Source organism: Streptomyces shinuiensis, assembly GCF_043660855.1.
Lineage (GTDB): Bacteria > Actinomycetota > Actinomycetes > Streptomycetales > Streptomycetaceae > Streptomyces.
Genome location: NZ_JBIHML010000001.1, coordinates 435,312 through 453,859 on the forward strand (window position 1 = coordinate 435,312; position 18,548 = coordinate 453,859).

Here is an 18,548-nt window from a genome sequence, read left to right on the forward strand (position 1 = left end):
CTTTGGGTAGTCGGGCGCCCCATGACCCCGCCCGTCGTCGGCACGGCGTCAGCGCGGCCGCGCCTTCAGCGCCGACCGCACCAGGGCGGCGTGCAGCCGTACGGCCAGCGTCGCCAGCTCCCGCGCGGTGGTCTCCGCGTGCGCCCTGGTCTGGGGATTGCGGTGCCGCCTCAGTGGTGCCACCACCTGCTCGACCAGCCCGGCCTCCCGCTCCGCGGAGGCCTTCACCACCCGCAGATGCCGCGGCTCCAGACCGTACCGGCCCAGGTCCGCGACGATCCGGGCGATGGCGACGGCCTCGGCCTCGTACCCGCCGTCCCCTCCCGGGCCGATCAGGCCGTACGACTCCCACTCGGCGAGCTGCTCCTCCTCCGCCTCCGCGGCGGCCAGGAGCTCCGCGCGCCCCACACGCGCCGTGCGGGGGCCCTCCGGGCCGGCGGAGCCGTCCGGGCCGTGGTCCTGCGGGGCGGCGGCCGAGACCGGGTCCCCCTCCGGCGAGTCGAAAGGATCGATGACGTCGGACGGCCTCGCCGGACCGGGCAGGGCCGCCTCCTCGCCGCGGTCGAGCGCTTCGAGGTGCTCCTTGATGACCCGCAGCGGCAGGTAGTGGTCCCGCTGCATCCGCAGCACCCGGCTCAGCCGCTCCACATCCGCCGCGGTGAACTTGCGGTACCCCGAGGGAGTCCGCTGCGGCTCCACCAACCCCTCGGACTCCAGGAAGCGGATCTTGGAGATGGTCACCTCGGGGAACTCGTCCCGCAGCAGGTTGAGCACGGCGCCGATGCTCATCGGAGCGGACTTCCCGGCGGCGGTGCCCCTGCGGGCACCGCCGGACCGTGGTTGCAGCATGGACGCCCCCGGGGCGGTGGGTCAGACGGTGCGCTGGCTGGCGAAGAAGACCAGCCGGTACTTGCCGATCTGGACCTCGTCACCGTTGTTGAGCAGGACCGAGTCGATCCGCTCGCGGTTGACATACGTGCCGTTGAGGCTGCCGACGTCGGCGACGGTGAACCGGCCGTCCGGGCCGCGCCGGAACTCCACGTGGCGGCGGGAGACGGTCACGTCGTCCAGGAAGATGTCGCTCTCGGGGTGTCGCCCCGCCGTCGTCAGCTCGCTGTCCAGCAGGAAGCGGCTGCCGGAGTTCGGCCCCCGGCGCACCACCAGCAGCGCCGAGCCCATAGGCAGCGCGTCCACGGCCGCCTGGGCCTCGGGGGACAGCGACGGCAGGGCCGTCTGTCCCGTCATCTCCGCGTCGTAGGCCTCGATGCCCGAGATCGAGATGGTGGAGGTCGTCTCCGAGGAACGTTCGGGTGCGGCACCGCCTCGCAGCGGTGCTCCGCAGTTGGAGCAGAACCGGCTCGCCTCGGCGGCGCGGTTCCCGCACCTCGCACAGACCGGCAAGTCAGATCCTCCACCCGTACTCGAGGCTGATGGTGCCTCGGAACCTATGCGGCCGGACGTTCCCCGGTCAACAGGGACAGGGCCGTGACCACCCGAATTGTCGCCGGGCGCGACCTCGTCACGGAAGAGCGGACGTTCCGTCCCCTCCGCCGCGGGCTCGCCGCCGCGCGGCGCACGGTGCCGGGCTCCGTCCCCGGCTCCCTGACGCTTACCGAACAACTTCCCAAGAAAACTCACGGGCGATTCCCCTCGCACGAAACAGACCCGCCCGTGGGGCAGGACAGACCCTCGATGCTCACGGTGGCCGAACCGGACGCCCTCACAACGTCCCTGGCCTTCGGACAGTTTCCCTTACCCGCAGGCCGGCAAGCGCGCCGACCCCCGGTTTCTTCACGCGTCGGCTCACTGCGATGACGACCGAGCGTAGTCAGGCCGCTTCGCCGATCGCAAGGCATCCACGACGATCTTCTCTGAACGGGTTATGGACACGGTGGCCTGCTCCTTCTCCAGGGACTGGACGACACCGCCCGGGATGTTGAGCGCGGGCTCGAGGTCCTGCGGCTCGCCGATGACCTCGAAACGGTAGGGCGAGGCCACCTTGCGGCCGTCGATCCTGATGCCGCCGCCACTGCCGGTGAAGTGGGTGCTCGTCACCACCCGTACGCCGTTGACCTCGATGGCCTCGGCGCCCGCGGCGCGCAGTTCCTGGATGGCGTCCAGCAGCATGTGGGCCTCGACCGTGCCCGCGGCGTCGTCCACCGTCATCCGGACACCCGGCCCCTCGGCCGCGACCGTACCTGCCAGCACACCCAGCTGCCGTGCCCTCTCCTCGGTCTGCCGTCGTGCCTCCTCCGCCTGGTCCGAACTGTTCTCCAGTTCGGACTTCTGGTTCTCCAGCGTCCTCTTCTCCTCCTCCAGCCGCTGGGTGCGGCTGTCGAGCTCGTCGAGGATCCGCACCAGGTCCTCCTGCCGCGCGCCGCGCAGCGGGCTGTTCTCGCTGGTGGAGCGGACCTGGATGGCGAGCCCCAGTCCGAGGACGAACAGCAGCAGCGCCACGGTGAGTTGGTTGCGGTTCACCCGCGGTGGCCACAGCCCGCGGAGCAGCCGTTCACGCCCGCTCGGAGAGGGCCTCTCGCCGGCCGGGGCGGCGGCCCTCGCCGATTCCCCGGGCCCCGCGGCAGCCTCGTTCCACTTCTCCTCCGGGACCTTGCCCGGCGGTGTCGTCCTGTCGTCGCTCATCGCTCACTCACGCCCGGAACACATGCCGCCGGATGGCGGCGGCATTGGAGAAGATACGGATGCCCAGCACCACCACGACGCCCGTCGACAGCTGCGCACCGACGCCGAGTTTGTCGCCGAGGAAGACGATCAGGGCCGCCACCACCACGTTCGACAGGAAGGACACCACGAAGACCTTGTCGTCGAAGATGCCGTCCAGCATCGCGCGCAGTCCGCCGAAGACCGCGTCCAGCGCCGCCACGACGGCGATCGGCAGATAGGGCTCGACGACCGTCGGCACCACGGGACGGACCAGGAGTCCGGCCACGACTCCCACGATGAGGCCCAGAACGGCGATCACGATGTGCTGCCCTTTCCTGTCTTCACGGGCTCTGCCGTACGAACGGTGAGGCTGGGCGCAGCCGGCAGCCGCACCCTGTCCTGGACGGAGATGCCGGTGCGGATGCCGTAGTTGTCCTGGAGCACGTCCAGGTACAGGCCGTCGCTGCTGTCCTGGAAGGCTTCGCTCAGGTCCTCGCCGTCGCCCACCGCGAGCAGGGTGTACGGCGGCACCAGCGGTTTGTTGTCGACGAGTATGGCGTCGCCGGCCGCGCGGATGGCGGACAGGGCCGTCAGCCGCTGCCCGTTGACCGAGATCGCCTCCGCCCCCGACTCCCACAGCCCGTTGACGACCCGCTGCAGGTCCCTGTCCCGTACCCGCCCGGTGTCGGCGAAGCCGGTGCTCTGGCGCGGTCCCCCGCCCCCGCCCGGTCCGGAGTCCTCGGCGTCGTCGACGATGAGCCTGATCCCGGGCCCCTCGACCGGCACCGCCCCGGCCAGCAGCGCGACCACTTCGCCGCGGTCGCCGCCGTGTTCCTGGAGCGCCTCGCGCTGCATCGCCGCGACCTCCTCGCGGAGGCCGTCCACACTGCTCTGCAGGCCGTCGGCGTCCCGGCTGCCGTCCTCGATCCGGTCGATCAGCTCCTGCCGCTCCCGCGCCTCCGTGGGCGCCTCGAACCGCGCCTGGGCGGCCCCCAGCGTGACCACCAGCGCGGCCAGGACGAGACCGGCGGCCAGGACGAGCTTCCCTCGCAGCGTGCGGGGCGGCCCGGACCGGCCCTCGGCGCCCCTTCGGGCCGCCGCTTCCGCGTAGCCGTCGTCGAGGCTGTGCTCCATCACATTGGTGAGCAGCGACATGGAGGCGTCGGGTCGCGCAGGCCTCGGGGGAGTACTCCGTACGGGGTGCTGCTGCGACATGCCGCACATCGTCGCACGTCGAGGGCCGTACCGCCGAACGGGGCCTCCACAGCGCCGGAGCGCGTCCGTTCGGCGGTACGGTACCGCGGTGTGCCGGGCCCCGGGTTGCCTCCGGGAACCGTCGAGCCGTCAGCGTCCGGCGCTGTCGACCACCGCCGACCACTCGTCGAGCAGCGCCTGCGCGGAAGCGTCGTCAGGCCCCTCGGCCCACAGATGGGTGACCGCCTCGGCCGGGTCCGGCAGCACCATGACCCAGCGCCCGTCGGACTCCACCACGCGCACGCCGTCGGTCGTGTCGACGAAACGTTCCCCCGCGGCCTCCACGACCCGGCGCATGACCAGGCCCTTGACCGCCCAGGGGGTGGCCAGGTCGCGGCGCAGCACATGGGCCTGCGGGATACGGGCGTCGATCTGGCTCAGGGTGAGCTGGGTGCGGGCCACGAGTCCGAGCAGGCGCGCGAAGGCCGCCGTGCCGTCGAAGACGCTGCTGAACTCCGGCACGATGAACCCGCCCCGGCCGTCGCCGCCGAAGACGGTGGCCTCGTCCCGTCCGACCCTGGTGAGATCGTCCGGCGAGGTCGTGGTCCACTCCACCTGGGTGCCGTGGTAGGCGGCCACCTGCTCGGCGATGCGGGTCGTGGTCACCGGCAGGGCGACCTTCCCGCTGCGCCGCTCCGCGGCGATCAGGTCGAGCATCACCAGCAGCGCCCGCTGGTCCTCGATGATCGTGCCGCGCTCGTCCACCAGGGAGATCTTCTCGCCCACGGGATCGAACCGGACACCGAAGGCCGCCCGGGCCGACGCCACGATCTCCCCCAGCCGCACCAGCCCGGCACGACGGGTGTCCACGGTCTCGGTCGGCCGCGACTCGTCCAGACCCGGATTGATCGTCAGCGAGTCGACGCCGAGCCGGCCGAGCAGACTGGGCAGGACGAGGCCGGCGCTTCCGTTGGAGGCGTCCACGACGACCTTGAGACCGGACTCGGCGACACCGGTGGTGTCCACCGCCCGCAGCAGCGTCCCCGTGTAGGAGTCGAACACGCTGGCCGGGAAGCTCAGGTCTCCGATCTCTCCGGGGAACGCCCTGCGGTACTCCTGGCGGGCGTAGACGCGGTCCAGTTTGCGCTGCCCCGCCTGTGACAGGTCGGCGCCCCGCTCGTCGAAGAACATGATGTCGACGGAATCGGGGACGCCCGGCGTCGTACGGATCATGATGCCGCCGGCGCTGCCTCTCGCGGTCTGCTGCCGCGCCACCGGCAGCGGCACGTTCTCCAGGTCCCGCACGTCGATGGCGCTCGCCTGGAGGGCGGAGATCACCGCGCGCTTCAGGGCGCGCGCGCCTCGTGAGTGGTCGCGGGCCGTGGTGACCGTCGACCCCTTCTTCAGCGTCGTGGCGTATGCTCCGGCCAGCCGTACGGCCAACTCCGGCGTGATCTCCACGTTGAGGATGCCGGAGACGCCGCGGGCGCCGAACAGATGGGCCTGGCCTCGCGACTCCCAGATGACCGACGTGTTGACGAAGGCGCCGGCCTCGACCGTCTTGAAGGGATAGACCCGGACGTTGCCCTGGACGATGGACTCCTCGCCCACCAGGCACTCGTCACCGATGACCGCGCCGTCCTCGATCCGGGCGGCTCGCATCACGTCGGTGTTCTTGCCGATGACGCAACCGCGGAGGTTGGACTGCGGACCGATGTAGACGTTGTCGTGGACGACGGCCCTGTGCAGGAACGCGCCGCTCTTGACCACCACGTTGGAGCCGATGACCGTGTGCTCCCGTAGTTCGGCGCCGGCTTCCACCTTGGCGTAGTCGCCCACGTACAGCGGTCCGCGCAGCACCGCGTCGGGGTGGACCTCCGCGCCTTCCGCGATCCAGACTCCAGGGGAGATCTCGAACCCGTCGATCTCGACGTCGACCTTCCCCTCGAGAACGTCGGCCTGTGCCTTCACATAGCTCTCGTGGGTGCCGACATCCTCCCAGTAGCCCTCGGCGACATAGCCGTAGACCGGCTTGCCCTCCTTCATGAGCTGCGGAAAGACGTCGCCGGACCAGTCCACGGGGACATCGGGGTCGACGTAGTCGAAGACCTCCGGCTCCATGACGTAGATGCCGGTGTTCACTGTGTCGGAGAAGACCTGGCCCCAGGTGGGCTTCTCCAGGAACCGCTCGACCTTCCCGTCGTCGTCGACGATGGTGATGCCGAACTCGAGCGGGTTGGGCACCCTCGTGAGACACACGGTCACCATCGCGCCGCGTTCCCGGTGGAAATTGATGAGTTCGGTCAGATCGAAGTCGGTGAGAGCGTCACCGGAAATGACGAGGAAGGAGTCGTCCTTGAGGGCTTCCTCTGCGTTCTTGACGCTGCCTGCGGTGCCCAGAGGCTTTTCCTCATTGGCGTAGGTGAGCTCCATTCCGAGCTCCTCACCGTCACCGAAATAGTTCTTGACCAGGGAGGCCAGAAACTGTACGGTCACCACGGTCTCGGTGAGACCGTGCCGCTTGAGCAGCCGCAGCACATGCTCCATGATGGGTCTGTTGGCCACTGGCAGCAGCGGCTTGGGCATACTCGCGGTCATCGGACGAAGGCGGGTGCCCTCGCCACCGGCCATTACGACGGCCTTCATGTCGGAAGCGTCCTCCTTGAAGAGACGACATACATGCCGACTGTGCCCGGCCGAAGAGACCCGTGAATCTTTAAAGGGCCACTCGGATCTCGCAGCCCCCGACGAGAGTCAGGGCCTAGTCGACTGCGGCGTCCGCCTTGACAAGTCGGCGGACTTGAACCACATAGAGGATCCCTGCCCACCAGTACAGGGTTGTACCCCAGCCCGCGAACGCCCATCCGAAAATAGCAGCCAGTGACGGAAGCCATCCGCTTCCGTCACTGAGCAGCAGCAGCGGGAAGGCGTACATCAGGTTGAAGGTGGCGGCTTTCCCCAGGAAGTTGACCTGTGGTGGTGCATACCCGTGGCGGTCGAGGACCCAGACGGCGACCAGCAGCATGAGCTCGCGTGCCAGGAGCAGCCCGGTGAGCCAGAGCGGCAGGATACCGCGCCACGTCAGCCCGACCAGAGTGGAGAGCACGTACAGCCGGTCGGCAGCCGGATCGAGAATGCGGCCGAGGCCGCTGATCTGGTTCCAGCGCCGGGCGAGTTTGCCGTCCAGGTAGTCGCTGACGCCGCTGAGCGCGAGCACGAGCAGCGCCCAGCCGTCGGCGTTGGGACCCCCGAGCTCCGGCCAGAGGATCAGCCACAGGAAGAGCGGCACCCCTACGAGCCGCGCCATGCTGAGGATGTTGGGGATGGTGAGGACACGGTCCGTCTGGACGCGTGTCTCCTGGGCCTCCACCCAAGACCTCCTGTGAGTCCGTGCCAACGATGCCTCCCGACCTTACCCGCAGCGCGAGACCAGGGACGAAAGGGGGCCCGAAGACGAGCCACAACGCGAGAATGCCCTGCCGGGAACCCGGCAGGGCATTCTCACAACACTTGTTCGGCGGCGTCCTACTCTCCCACACGGTCCCCCGTGCAGTACCATCGGCGCTGAAAGGCTTAGCTTCCGGGTTCGGAATGTAACCGGGCGTTTCCCTCTCGCTCTGACCACCGAAACACCATGACACACACGCAACCGCCGGCCAGACGGGTCGTGGTCTCAGAACCCACACAGTGGACGCGAACATCTACGGACAAGCCCTCGGCCTATTAGTACCGGTCAACTCCACCCCTTGCGGAGCTTCCATCTCCGGCCTATCAACCCGGTCGTCTCCCGGGAGCCTTACCCCCTCCAGGGGGTGGGAGCCCTCATCTCGAAGCAGGCTTCCCGCTTAGATGCTTTCAGCGGTTATCCCTCCCGAACGTAGCCAACCAGCCATGCCCTTGGCAGAACAACTGGCACACCAGAGGTTCGTCCGTCCCGGTCCTCTCGTACTAGGGACAGCCCTTCTCAAGACTCCTGCGCGCGCAGCGGATAGGGACCGAACTGTCTCACGACGTTCTAAACCCAGCTCGCGTACCGCTTTAATGGGCGAACAGCCCAACCCTTGGGACCGACTCCAGCCCCAGGATGCGACGAGCCGACATCGAGGTGCCAAACCATCCCGTCGATATGGACTCTTGGGGAAGATCAGCCTGTTATCCCCGGGGTACCTTTTATCCGTTGAGCGACGGCGCTTCCACCAGCCACCGCCGGATCACTAGTCCCGACTTTCGTCCCTGCTCGACCCGTCAGTCTCACAGTCAAGCTCCCTTGTGCACTTACACTCACCACCTGATGACCAACCAGGCTGAGGGAACCTTTGGGCGCCTCCGTTACCCTTTGGGAGGCAACCGCCCCAGTTAAACTACCCACCAGACACTGTCCCCGATCCGGATCACGGACCCGGGTTAGACATCCAGCACGACCAGAGTGGTATTTCAACAACGCCTCCACACACACTGGCGTGCATGCTTCACCGGCTCCCACCTATCCTACACAAGCCGAACCGAACACCAATATCAAGCTGTAGTAAAGGTCCCGGGGTCTTTCCGTCCTGCTGCGCGAAACGAGCATCTTTACTCGTAGTGCAATTTCACCGGGCCTATGGTTGAGACAGTCGAGAAGTCGTTACGCCATTCGTGCAGGTCGGAACTTACCCGACAAGGAATTTCGCTACCTTAGGATGGTTATAGTTACCACCGCCGTTTACTGGCGCTTAAGTTCTCAGCTTCGCCACCCCGAAGGATGACTGACCGGTCCCCTTAACGTTCCAGCACCGGGCAGGCGTCAGTCCGTATACCTCGCCTTACGGCTTCGCACGGACCTGTGTTTTTAGTAAACAGTCGCTTCTCGCTGGTCTCTGCGGCCACCCCCGGCTCACACCGCACGGGCGATCACCGGATGTGGCCCCCTTCTCCCGAAGTTACGGGGGCATTTTGCCGAGTTCCTTAACCATAGTTCACCCGAACGCCTCGGTATTCTCTACCAGACCACCTGAGTCGGTTTGGGGTACGGGCCGCCGTGCAACTCGCTAGAGGCTTTTCTCGACAGCATAGGATCATCCACTTCGCCACCATCGGCTCGGCATCAGGTCTCAGGCCTCGTGCCAGACGGATTTACCTGCCTGGCGCCCTACACCCTTACCCCGGGACAACCACCGCCCGGGCTGGACTACCTTCCTGCGTCACCCCATCACTCACCTACTACCGGATCGGGCCGTCGGCTCCACCGGCACCGCACCCCGAAGGGCACGGGCGGCTTCACGGACTTAGCATCACCGGGCTCGGCCCTTGCGCTCCACAGCGGGTACCGGAATATCAACCGGTTATCCATCGACTACGCCTGTCGGCCTCGCCTTAGGCCCCGACTTACCCTGGGCAGATCAGCTTGACCCAGGAACCCTTGGTCAATCGGCGCAGGAGTTTCCCACTCCTGTATCGCTACTCATGCCTGCATTCTCACTCGTGAACCGTCCACCACTGCCTTCCGGCGCGGCTTCACCCGGCACACGACGCTCCCCTACCCATCGACACCCCCGTTGGAGGTTGATGTGCCGATGACACGACGTCGGCGGTGTGCTTGAGCCCCGCTACATTGTCGGCGCAGAATCACTTGACCAGTGAGCTATTACGCACTCTTTCAAGGATGGCTGCTTCTAAGCCAACCTCCTGGTTGTCTCTGCGACTCCACATCCTTTCCCACTTAGCACACGCTTGGGGGCCTTAGTCGATGCTCTGGGCTGTTTCCCTCTCGACCATGGAGCTTATCCCCCACAGTCTCACTGCCGCGCTCTGACTTGCCGGCATTCGGAGTTTGGCTAAGGTCAGTAACCCGGTAGGGCCCATCGCCTATCCAGTGCTCTACCTCCGGCAAGCAACACGCGACGCTGCACCTAAATGCATTTCGGGGAGAACCAGCTATCACGGAGTTTGATTGGCCTTTCACCCCTAACCACAGGTCATCCCCCAGGTTTTCAACCCTGGTGGGTTCGGGCCTCCACGACCTCTTACAGCCGCTTCACCCTGCCCATGGCTAGATCACTCCGCTTCGGGTCTTGGGCACGCTACTACGGTCGCCCTGTTCGGACTCGCTTTCGCTACGGCTTCCCCACACGGGTTAACCTCGCAACGCACCGCAAACTCGCAGGCTCATTCTTCAAAAGGCACGCAGTCACGACACGCCGGCAAACCGGCGTGCGACGCTCCCACGGCTTGTAGGCACACGGTTTCAGGTACTATTTCACTCCGCTCCCGCGGTACTTTTCACCATTCCCTCACGGTACTCTCCGCTATCGGTCACCAGGGAATATTTAGGCTTAACGGGTGGTCCCGCCAGATTCACACGGGATTTCTCGGGCCCCGTGCTACTTGGGTGGTCCTCAAACGAGCCGCAGAGATTTCGGCTACGGGGGTCTTACCCTCTACGCCGGGCCTTTCGCATGCCCTTCGCCTATCCCTACGGTTTCTGACTCGCCCAGCCGCCGGCAGACGACTGCAGAGAACTCCCACAACCCCGCCCACGCAACCCCTGCCGGGTCTCACACGTGTACGGTTTGGCCTCATCCGGTTTCGCTCGCCACTACTCCCGGAATCACGGTTGTTTTCTCTTCCTGCGGGTACTGAGATGTTTCACTTCCCCGCGTTCCCTCCACACTGCCTATGTGTTCAGCAGCGGGTGACAGCCCATGACGACTGCCGGGTTTCCCCATTCGGACACCCCCGGATCACAGCTCGGTTGACAGCTCCCCGGGGCCTATCGCGGCCTCCCACGTCCTTCATCGGTTCCTGGTGCCAAGGCATCCACCGTGCGCCCTTAAAAACTTGGCCTATAGATGCTCGCGTCCACTGTGCAGTTCTCAAACAACGACCAGCCACCCGCCACCCCGCCCGTGCTCGGGCGAGTACACCGGGGCCGGCACCGAAGACCTCGACCGCGATGCGGCCGTGCCCTCAGACACCCAACAGCGCGCCCGACCCGACCCGCCCGGCACAACCCGCGTTCCCCACCCCGAGGGGCAGTACTAGCGGCCGTACCCGGCCGATCGCGCCGACTAGTCAACGTTCCACCCATGAGCAACCAGCACCGGACGTGCGCCGGTGTTCTGGCCCCTGGCCGGCCCCCCAAGCGGGGACACCGGCAAGAAGTGCTCCTTAGAAAGGAGGTGATCCAGCCGCACCTTCCGGTACGGCTACCTTGTTACGACTTCGTCCCAATCGCCAGTCCCACCTTCGACGATTCCCTCCCACAAGGGGTTGGGCCACCGGCTTCGGGTGTTACCGACTTTCGTGACGTGACGGGCGGTGTGTACAAGGCCCGGGAACGTATTCACCGCAGCAATGCTGATCTGCGATTACTAGCGACTCCGACTTCATGGGGTCGAGTTGCAGACCCCAATCCGAACTGAGACCGGCTTTTTGAGATTCGCTCCACCTCACGGCATCGCAGCTCATTGTACCGGCCATTGTAGCACGTGTGCAGCCCAAGACATAAGGGGCATGATGACTTGACGTCGTCCCCACCTTCCTCCGAGTTGACCCCGGCAGTCTCCTGTGAGTCCCCGTCACCCCGAAGGGCACGCTGGCAACACAGAACAAGGGTTGCGCTCGTTGCGGGACTTAACCCAACATCTCACGACACGAGCTGACGACAGCCATGCACCACCTGTACACCGACCACAAGGGGGCGACCATCTCTGGCCGTTTCCGGTGTATGTCAAGCCTTGGTAAGGTTCTTCGCGTTGCGTCGAATTAAGCCACATGCTCCGCCGCTTGTGCGGGCCCCCGTCAATTCCTTTGAGTTTTAGCCTTGCGGCCGTACTCCCCAGGCGGGGCACTTAATGCGTTAGCTGCGGCACGGACGACGTGGAATGCCGCCCACACCTAGTGCCCAACGTTTACGGCGTGGACTACCAGGGTATCTAATCCTGTTCGCTCCCCACGCTTTCGCTCCTCAGCGTCAGTATCGGCCCAGAGATCCGCCTTCGCCACCGGTGTTCCTCCTGATATCTGCGCATTTCACCGCTACACCAGGAATTCCGATCTCCCCTACCGAACTCTAGCCTGCCCGTATCGAATGCCGACCCGGGGTTAAGCCCCGGGCTTTCACATCCGACGCGACAGGCCGCCTACGAGCTCTTTACGCCCAATAATTCCGGACAACGCTCGCACCCTACGTATTACCGCGGCTGCTGGCACGTAGTTAGCCGGTGCTTCTTCTGCAGGTACCGTCACTTCCGCTTCTTCCCTGCTGAAAGAGGTTTACAACCCGAAGGCCGTCATCCCTCACGCGGCGTCGCTGCATCAGGCTTGCGCCCATTGTGCAATATTCCCCACTGCTGCCTCCCGTAGGAGTCTGGGCCGTGTCTCAGTCCCAGTGTGGCCGGTCGCCCTCTCAGGCCGGCTACCCGTCGTCGCCTTGGTAGGCCATCACCCCACCAACCAGCTGATAGGCCGCGGGCTCATCCTGCACCGCCGGAGCTTTCCACCCCCCAGGATGCCCTGGAGAGTCGTATCCGGTATTAGCTCCGGTTTCCCGGAGTTGTCCCAGAGTGCAGGGCAGATTGCCCACGTGTTACTCACCCGTTCGCCACTCTTCCCCTCCCGGAGGAGGTTCATCGTTCGACTTGCATGTGTTAAGCACGCCGCCAGCGTTCGTCCTGAGCCAGGATCAAACTCTCCGTGAATGCTTCCGGGTACTCCCGGTCACACATCCGCGCAGAGCGGCACCACCGGAAGGAATGATTCCGGCGGGTGCGCAGCGTCCTCGCTGTGTGTTTCAAAGGAACCTCGCCCCCGGACGACCCTGCGGTCCCGGGAACGGGGCATCAACATATCTGGCGTTGACTTTTGGCACGCTGTTGAGTTCTCAAGGAACGGACGCTTCCTTCGGCACCCCTTCCGGGGCCCCTCCGGGCGCTTCCCTTCGGTGTCCCCGACACTATCAGTCTCTTCTCCGAATTCCGAAATCCGGTCTTCTCTGCGAGCGTGCAGAACCGAACCGGATTCTCAGAGGGAGATTGAGGTCGGACGTCACTGGCACCACGGGTGCCGGACGGAGGTATGAGAGTACAGGCGGGTTGGTGCAGAGGCAAATCGGTTCGGCGGGCCCGGACAGGCCGCCACGGGCGCGCTCACCGGAACCGACGGTTCCCATGTCATACGCTTCTGGTCAGCTCGCCGATTCAGGACAACTCGGGACACACGACGGCGGTGACCGCTCGGTCTCCGCGCCTGGGAGGCTTCCATGACCACCGTGACGTCCCCGCTGGCCGGACGTGCCATCGGCCTCGCGGCCGTGCCGGATCCGGTTTTCTCCGGGGTGATGGTGGGGCCCGGTACCGCCGTCGACCCGGTCCGTGGACCGTCCGTCGCCGCGGCCCCGGTCGACGGCATCGTCGTCTCGTTGCACGCGCACGCCTTCGTCGTCGTGGACGGTGAGGGGCACGGGGTGCTGACGCATCTGGGTATCGACACCGTGCAGCTGAACGGCCAGGGCTTCGAGCTTCTGGCGGCCAAGGGCGACACCGTGCGGCGCGGTGACCCGATCGTCCGCTGGAACCCGGTCGAGGTGGAGGCCGCGGGGAAGTCCCCGGTGTGTCCGGTCGTCGCGCTGGAGGCCACCCCCGACGCACTCGCCGACGTGGCGGAGGGCATCGACGTGCCCTCCGGCGGCACGCTGTTCACCTGGCGGTGATCAACCGCCCCTCGCCGGCCCCGGGGTGTTCGCGGGCGGCGGGCAGGAGGCGGACGCGTCCCGCCTACGAGACGGAACCGGCCGGAGATCCGGAGACGGGTGAGGGTGAGATGGAGACAACGCTTCGAGGGATCGGGGTCAGCCACGGGGTGGTGATCGGCGAAGTGCGGCACATGGGCACCGCCGAACTGGAGCCGCCGACCCGGCAGACCACTCGGGACGAGGTGCCTCACGAACGCAGGAGAGCGCGTCAGGCGGTGGAGGCCGTGGCCGCCGACCTGACCGCACGGGGCAACCTTGCGGGCGGTGAGGCCCAGGCCGTGCTGGAGGCACAGGCCATGATGGCCCGGGATCCGGAGCTGATCGCCGATGTCGAACGACGCATCGCCGTGGGCAGCACCGCCGAGCGTGCGGTGTACGACGCCCTCGCCGCCTATCGGGCGCTGCTCGCGGGAGCCGGCGACTATCTCGCCGGGCGGGTCGCGGACCTGGACGACGTGCGGAACCGGATCGTCGCCCGGCTGCTCGGGGTCCCGATGCCGGGAGTACCGGACAGCGACAGGCCCTATGTGCTGGTCGCGCGTGATCTGGCGCCTGCGGACACCGCGCTGCTGGATCCGTCGCTCGTCCTCTGTTTCGTGACCGAGGAGGGCGGCCCCACCAGCCACAGCGCCATTCTGGCCCGGGCGCTGGGGGTGCCCGCGGTGGTGGCCCTGCGGGGCGCCGTCGAACTGGCCGAGGGGACGGTCGTCGCGGTGGACGGCAGTACGGGTGTGGTCACCGTGGATCCGGACCCGGAGCAGCGGGAGGAGATGCTCAGGGCCGCCGAGGAGCGCAGGGCCGCGCTCGCCTCCGCCACCGGCCCGGGTGCGACCTCCGACGGGCACAAGGTGCCGCTGCTGGCGAACATCGGCGGTCCGGCGGACGTGGCGGCCGCGGTGGAGGCGGGCGCCGAGGGTGTCGGCCTGTTCCGTACCGAGTTCCTGTTCCTGGACTCCGGTGGGAAGGCGCCGTCGGAGAAGAAGCAGGTAGAGGCGTACCGGCAGGTGCTGGAGGCATTCCCGGAGGGGCGTGTCGTGGTGCGGGTGCTGGACGCGGGCGCGGACAAGCCGCTGGAGTTCCTCACCCCTGCCGAGGAGCCCAACCCCGCGCTGGGCGTACGCGGGCTGCGTACGCTGCTCGGTCATCCCGAGGTGCTGCGCACCCAGTTGCGGGCGCTCGCCAGGGCCGCCGAGGGGCTGCCTGTGTACCTGGAGGTCATGGCGCCGATGGTCGCCGACCGGGCCGATGCCAGGGCGTTCGCCGACGCCTGCCGGGAAGCGGGTTTGCGGGCGAAGTTCGGCGTGATGGTGGAGGTCCCCTCGGCCGCGCTGAGGGCCCGGTCGGTGCTCCAGGAGGTGGAGTTCCTGTCGCTGGGCACCAACGACCTGGCGCAGTACACCTTCGCGGCGGACCGGCAGGTGGGCGCGCTGGCCCGTTACCAGGATCCGTGGCAGCCGGCGCTGCTGGACCTGGTGGCCCTGTCCGCGGAGGCGGCCGGCGCCGAGGGCAAGAGCTGCGGTGTCTGCGGTGAGGCCGCCTCCGATCCGCTGCTCGCGTGTGTGCTGGTCGGGCTGGGTGTCACAAGCCTGTCCATGGGGGCGAAGGCCATTCCCTACGTACGTGCGGAGCTGTCCAGGCGGACCATGGCCCAGTGCGAGCGCGCGGCGTCCGCCGCGCGTGCCTCGGACGGCGGTGAGCAGGCGCGGGCGGCCGCGCAGTCGGTGCTCTCCGGGGAGTGAGTGCTGCCCGTCGGCCTGTGGGGTCCCGGCCGTTCCGCGGTGGGACGGCCGGGACCGGAGGGCGGGAGTCAGCGGTCGTCCTCCCGCCGCACGTGCCGTAGGTCCTCCGCCGGGTGCTCCGGCAGCGGGAAGCCGGCCCGGTAGGCGAGGCCGGGCTCCGGCGGGACCGGGCCTCCCGTACGGGTGTCGGTGCAGTAGGCGGAGAAGACCTCCGCCTCGGTGAGCGGGCGGAGGCGGCCGTCGTTCAGGCTCCAGCCGCGCACCTCCTCGTTCCCGTCGCGGATGGTGCGCATCACCACTCCCCCGGGCCGTCCGGTGGCCAGTCCCGCGGCGAGCACCGTGCGGAAGGCCGACTCCTCGGCGGCGGCCGGCCTCGTCCCGCCGAGCGGTGTGCGCTCGGTGTGGAGGACGGCGACCAGGGGCCCGGTGGCCCCGGTGACACTGCACACCAGGTGGTGGACGCCCGGGCCGGCCCCGGCGGTGAGCCGGTCCAGGATGCCGGCGGCGGCGTCGAGGGCCTCCTGCCCGAGGTCCTTTCCACAGCCGGGGCAGGGGTCGAGGCCGGTGAGGGCGTCGCTGGCGCGTTCCCCGGCCTCCTGGCGCTCCCAGCCGTCGAGCAGCAGGGGCAGCAGCAGGTCCAGGGGCTGGCCGCGGTAGCGGACGGTGGCGCCGGTCGCGGCGATCTCGGCCACGTAGCGTGCACGGCTGTCGGGGGTGTCGGGGTCGATCCTTTCCTGGGCGCAGAAGTGCGCGTAGTCGTCCGGTTCGAAGAGGCCGACGCGGGTGTGGACGCCCCGGGTGGTGAGCGAGCGCAGCAGTCCTTCCGTCTGCCGCAGGTAGCAGCGGTGGTCGTCGAAGGTGAACGTGGTGTAGCGGCGCATGACCGCGAAGCCGGCCGGATCGGCCACGACGGCGACCGTGCTGGGTGCCTCGCGGCGCAGGGCCCGTCGCGCCGTCTGCGGCCCGCGGCGGCCGCGCCTTCCGTGGTGTGCCATGTCGTCTCCCCCTCGGTGGTGCGTTCATCCGGTGACTCACCGTAATCGAGGGGGCTGACAACGGGCCTCCGGGAGGCTCAGGGGGTGCGGCGTTCCCGGGCCAGGCGCTCGTAGAAGCGCAGGAGTGCGACGTCGTCGACCGAGCCGGGATTGACCGCCTTGTCGAGTTCGGCGCCCTGGAGGAGGCGTTTGACCGGGACTTCCAGCCGCTTGCCGGTGAGGGTGTGGGGGACGCCCTCGACCTCGATGACCTCGTCGGGGACGTGCCGGGGTGAGAGCTGTTCGCGGATGGCCCGCTTGATCCGGTCGCGCAGGGCGTCGTCGAGGCGGGCGCCCTCGGCGAGGTGGACGAACAGGGGCATCCAGTAGCCGCCGTCGGGCTGTTCCGCACCGATGACGAGGGACTCGCGGATCTCCGGGAGGCGTTCGACGACCTCGTAGATGTCGGCCGAGCCCATGCGGACGCCCTGTCGGTTGAGGGTGGAGTCGGAGCGGCCGTGGATGACGACGGTGCCGCGCGAGGTGAGGGTGGTCCAGTCGCCGTGCCGCCACACGCCGGGGAACATCTCGAAGTAGCTGTCGCGGTAGCGGGAGCCGTCCGCGTCGTTCCAGAAACGGATCGGCATGGACGGCATGGGGCGGGTGACGACCAGTTCGCCGACCTCGTCGACCAGCGGCCTGCCGTGCGGGTCCCAGGACTGCAGGTCGGTGCCCAGGCCGGGGGCCTGGAGTTCGCCGATGTGGACGGGGAGGGTGGGGACGGCGCCGGCGAAGCAGCTGCACACGTCGGTGCCGCCGCTGACGGAGGCGATCCACATGTCCTGGGCGACCTCGCCGTGGATCCAGCGGAATCCGTCGGGCGGGAGGGGGGAGCCGGTGGTGGCGACGCACCTGACGCGGGAGAGGTCGAGGTCGCGGCCGGGGTGGACGTCGGCCTTGCGGCAGGCCATGACGTAGGCGGCGGAGGTGCCGTAGAAGGTGGCGCCGGTGCGTTCGGCCACACGCCACTGGGCGTCGGTGCCGGGGTGGCCGGGGCTGCCGTCGTAGAGGACGACGGTGGTGCCGGTGAGCAGGCCGGAGACGAGGAAGTTCCACATCATCCAGCCGGTGGAGGTGTACCAGAAGAAGCGGTCGCCGGGGCCGAGGTCGCAGTGGAGGCCGAGCTGCTTGAGATGCTCGACCAGGATGCCGCCCTGGGACTGGACGATGGCCTTGGGCAGTCCGGTGGTGCCGGAGGAGTACAGCACCCACAGCGGGTGGTCGAAGGGGACGTGTTCGAAGACCGGTTCGGCCGACGTGCCGTCGGCGGCCGTCAGGGCGTCCCACTCCAGGGCGCCTTCGGGGGCCGGGGTGCCGAGCAGCGGGATGTGGACGACGGCGCGCAGGGACGGCAGTTCGCGGCACAGTTCGGCGACGGTGTCGGTGCGGTCGTGCTGCTTGCCGCCGTAGCGGTAGCCGTCGACGGTGAACAGGACGACCGGCTCGACCTGCTGGAAGCGGTCCAGGACGCTGCGGGCGCCGAAGTCGGGGGCGCAGGAGGTCCACACGCCGCCGACGGCGGCGGTGGCCAGCAGGGCGACGGCGGCCTGGGGGATGTTGGGCAGGTAGCCGCTGACGCGGTCGCCGGGGCGCACCCCGAGGCGGCGCAGTTCGGCGGCGAGCGAGCCGACCTGGCGGCGCAGTTCCGCCCAGGTGACGGGGACCGGCTCGTGGCTCTCGTCGACGTACAGCAGGGCGGGGGTGTCGGCGCGGGCCGGGTCCTCGCCGGCGCGCAGGGCGTGTTCGGCGTAGTTGAGGGTGGCACCGGGGAACCAGCGGGCGCCGGGCATGGCGGGGTCGGCGAGGACCGTCTCGTACGGGGTGGCGAAGCGTACGTCGAACCACTCGGCGACCGCCTGCCAGAAGGCCGCGAGTTCCTCGACGGACCAGCGGTGCAGCGCGGCGTAGCTCGCGGCCGGGTCTTGGGGGACGGCGGCCGGGGCCTGGAAGCGTTCGGCGGCCCATGCCTGGAATCGGGTGATCCGGGCGCCCTCGATCCGGTCGGGGCCGGGGCTCCACAGGGGCTCCGGCTGGTCTGCGGTCGTCGGTGCGGCGCTGTGCGCGGCGGTCATGGCGGCTCCCGGGCTGTTTTCCACGCTTCGTGTGCGTTCGCCTCCCCGCGCCGCTCGGCCCCTGGGGTGGTGGCCGGGGGCGTGCGGGTGCGCGGCGGCTGTGCAGGACTGTGCCATG

At 68.0% G+C, this 18,548-nt stretch carries 11 protein-coding genes and 3 rRNA genes; 2 read left to right on the top strand and 12 right to left on the bottom strand.

What is annotated here, in order from left to right:
- Window positions 1–48: 48 nt before the first annotated feature.
- From ftsR to ACGRHY_RS01925, 10 genes are all read right to left on the bottom strand, one after another.
- Entirely contained in the window at window positions 49–849 is an 801-nt protein-coding gene (ftsR, locus tag ACGRHY_RS01880) for a transcriptional regulator FtsR (protein ID WP_394633630.1), read from the bottom strand.
- A gap of 21 nt (window positions 850–870) precedes the next feature.
- On the bottom strand, window positions 871–1,680 hold the full coding sequence (locus ACGRHY_RS01885; protein WP_394637890.1) for a double zinc ribbon and FHA domain-containing protein: 810 nt from the start codon (window positions 1,678–1,680) through the stop codon (window positions 871–873).
- A gap of 123 nt (window positions 1,681–1,803) precedes the next feature.
- Complete coding sequence (locus ACGRHY_RS01890) at window positions 1,804–2,640, bottom strand: DUF881 domain-containing protein (RefSeq protein ID WP_394633631.1); 837 nt, start codon at window positions 2,638–2,640, stop codon at window positions 1,804–1,806.
- 7 nt (window positions 2,641–2,647) lie between these two features.
- The gene (locus ACGRHY_RS01895; protein ID WP_093658545.1) at window positions 2,648–2,980 is read right to left on the bottom strand and encodes a small basic family protein; all 333 of its coding nucleotides are present in this window, start codon (window positions 2,978–2,980) and stop codon (window positions 2,648–2,650) included.
- Window positions 2,977–3,885 carry a DUF881 domain-containing protein gene (locus ACGRHY_RS01900; RefSeq protein WP_394633632.1) on the bottom strand — a complete coding sequence of 303 codons (909 nt, stop codon included), beginning with the start codon at window positions 3,883–3,885 and terminating at the stop codon, window positions 2,977–2,979. Before ACGRHY_RS01900 ends, ACGRHY_RS01895 begins: the two co-directional genes overlap by 4 nt.
- Before the next feature lie 120 nt (window positions 3,886–4,005).
- Window positions 4,006–6,501, bottom strand: coding sequence for a sugar phosphate nucleotidyltransferase (locus ACGRHY_RS01905; protein ID WP_394633633.1), 2,496 nt, complete (start codon window positions 6,499–6,501; stop codon window positions 4,006–4,008).
- A gap of 115 nt (window positions 6,502–6,616) precedes the next feature.
- A complete protein-coding gene (clsA, locus tag ACGRHY_RS01910; protein ID WP_394637891.1) occupies window positions 6,617–7,225 on the bottom strand; it encodes a cardiolipin synthase ClsA in 609 nt (202 codons plus the stop codon).
- A 142-nt stretch (window positions 7,226–7,367) separates the two neighbouring features.
- Window positions 7,368–7,484: ribosomal RNA gene (gene rrf, locus ACGRHY_RS01915) — 5S ribosomal RNA — on the bottom strand.
- 74 nt (window positions 7,485–7,558) lie between these two features.
- A 23S ribosomal RNA gene (locus ACGRHY_RS01920) occupies window positions 7,559–10,677 on the bottom strand.
- A gap of 328 nt (window positions 10,678–11,005) precedes the next feature.
- Window positions 11,006–12,533: ribosomal RNA gene (locus ACGRHY_RS01925) — 16S ribosomal RNA — on the bottom strand.
- Together the 16S, 23S and 5S rRNA genes form the textbook arrangement of a ribosomal RNA operon.
- Before the next feature lie 560 nt (window positions 12,534–13,093).
- Between ACGRHY_RS01925 and ACGRHY_RS01930 the strand changes: the two genes are divergently transcribed.
- Together ACGRHY_RS01930 and ptsP are read left to right on the top strand one after the other, a co-directional pair.
- The gene (locus ACGRHY_RS01930) at window positions 13,094–13,543 is read left to right on the top strand and encodes a PTS sugar transporter subunit IIA (RefSeq protein WP_394633634.1); all 450 of its coding nucleotides are present in this window, start codon (window positions 13,094–13,096) and stop codon (window positions 13,541–13,543) included.
- A 110-nt stretch (window positions 13,544–13,653) separates the two neighbouring features.
- The gene (gene ptsP, locus ACGRHY_RS01935; RefSeq protein WP_394633635.1) at window positions 13,654–15,324 is read left to right on the top strand and encodes a phosphoenolpyruvate--protein phosphotransferase; all 1,671 of its coding nucleotides are present in this window, start codon (window positions 13,654–13,656) and stop codon (window positions 15,322–15,324) included.
- A 68-nt stretch (window positions 15,325–15,392) separates the two neighbouring features.
- Here the strand turns inward: ptsP and ACGRHY_RS01940 are convergent, their stop codons facing one another.
- Together ACGRHY_RS01940 and ACGRHY_RS01945 are read right to left on the bottom strand one after the other, a co-directional pair.
- Window positions 15,393–16,319: a DUF8829 domain-containing protein gene (locus ACGRHY_RS01940; protein WP_394633636.1), complete on the bottom strand. Its 927-nt coding sequence runs from the start codon at window positions 16,317–16,319 to the stop codon at window positions 15,393–15,395.
- 77 nt (window positions 16,320–16,396) lie between these two features.
- Complete coding sequence (locus ACGRHY_RS01945) at window positions 16,397–18,430, bottom strand: acetoacetate--CoA ligase (protein WP_394633637.1); 2,034 nt, start codon at window positions 18,428–18,430, stop codon at window positions 16,397–16,399.
- Window positions 18,431–18,548 lie beyond the last annotated feature (118 nt).

Coding starts and splice junctions, on each gene's coding strand:
- ftsR (WP_394633630.1), bottom strand. CDS start 849: ATGCTGCAACCACGGTCCGGCGGTGCCCGCAGGGGCACCGCCGCCGGG.
- ACGRHY_RS01890 (WP_394633631.1), bottom strand. CDS start 2,640: ATGAGCGACGACAGGACGACACCGCCGGGCAAGGTCCCGGAGGAGAAG.
- ACGRHY_RS01900 (WP_394633632.1), bottom strand. CDS start 3,885: ATGTGCGGCATGTCGCAGCAGCACCCCGTACGGAGTACTCCCCCGAGG.
- ACGRHY_RS01905 (WP_394633633.1), bottom strand. CDS start 6,501: ATGAAGGCCGTCGTAATGGCCGGTGGCGAGGGCACCCGCCTTCGTCCG.
- ACGRHY_RS01930 (WP_394633634.1), top strand. CDS start 13,094: ATGACCACCGTGACGTCCCCGCTGGCCGGACGTGCCATCGGCCTCGCG.
- ptsP (WP_394633635.1), top strand. CDS start 13,654: ATGGAGACAACGCTTCGAGGGATCGGGGTCAGCCACGGGGTGGTGATC.
- ACGRHY_RS01940 (WP_394633636.1), bottom strand. CDS start 16,319: ATGGCACACCACGGAAGGCGCGGCCGCCGCGGGCCGCAGACGGCGCGA.
- ACGRHY_RS01945 (WP_394633637.1), bottom strand. CDS start 18,430: ATGACCGCCGCGCACAGCGCCGCACCGACGACCGCAGACCAGCCGGAG.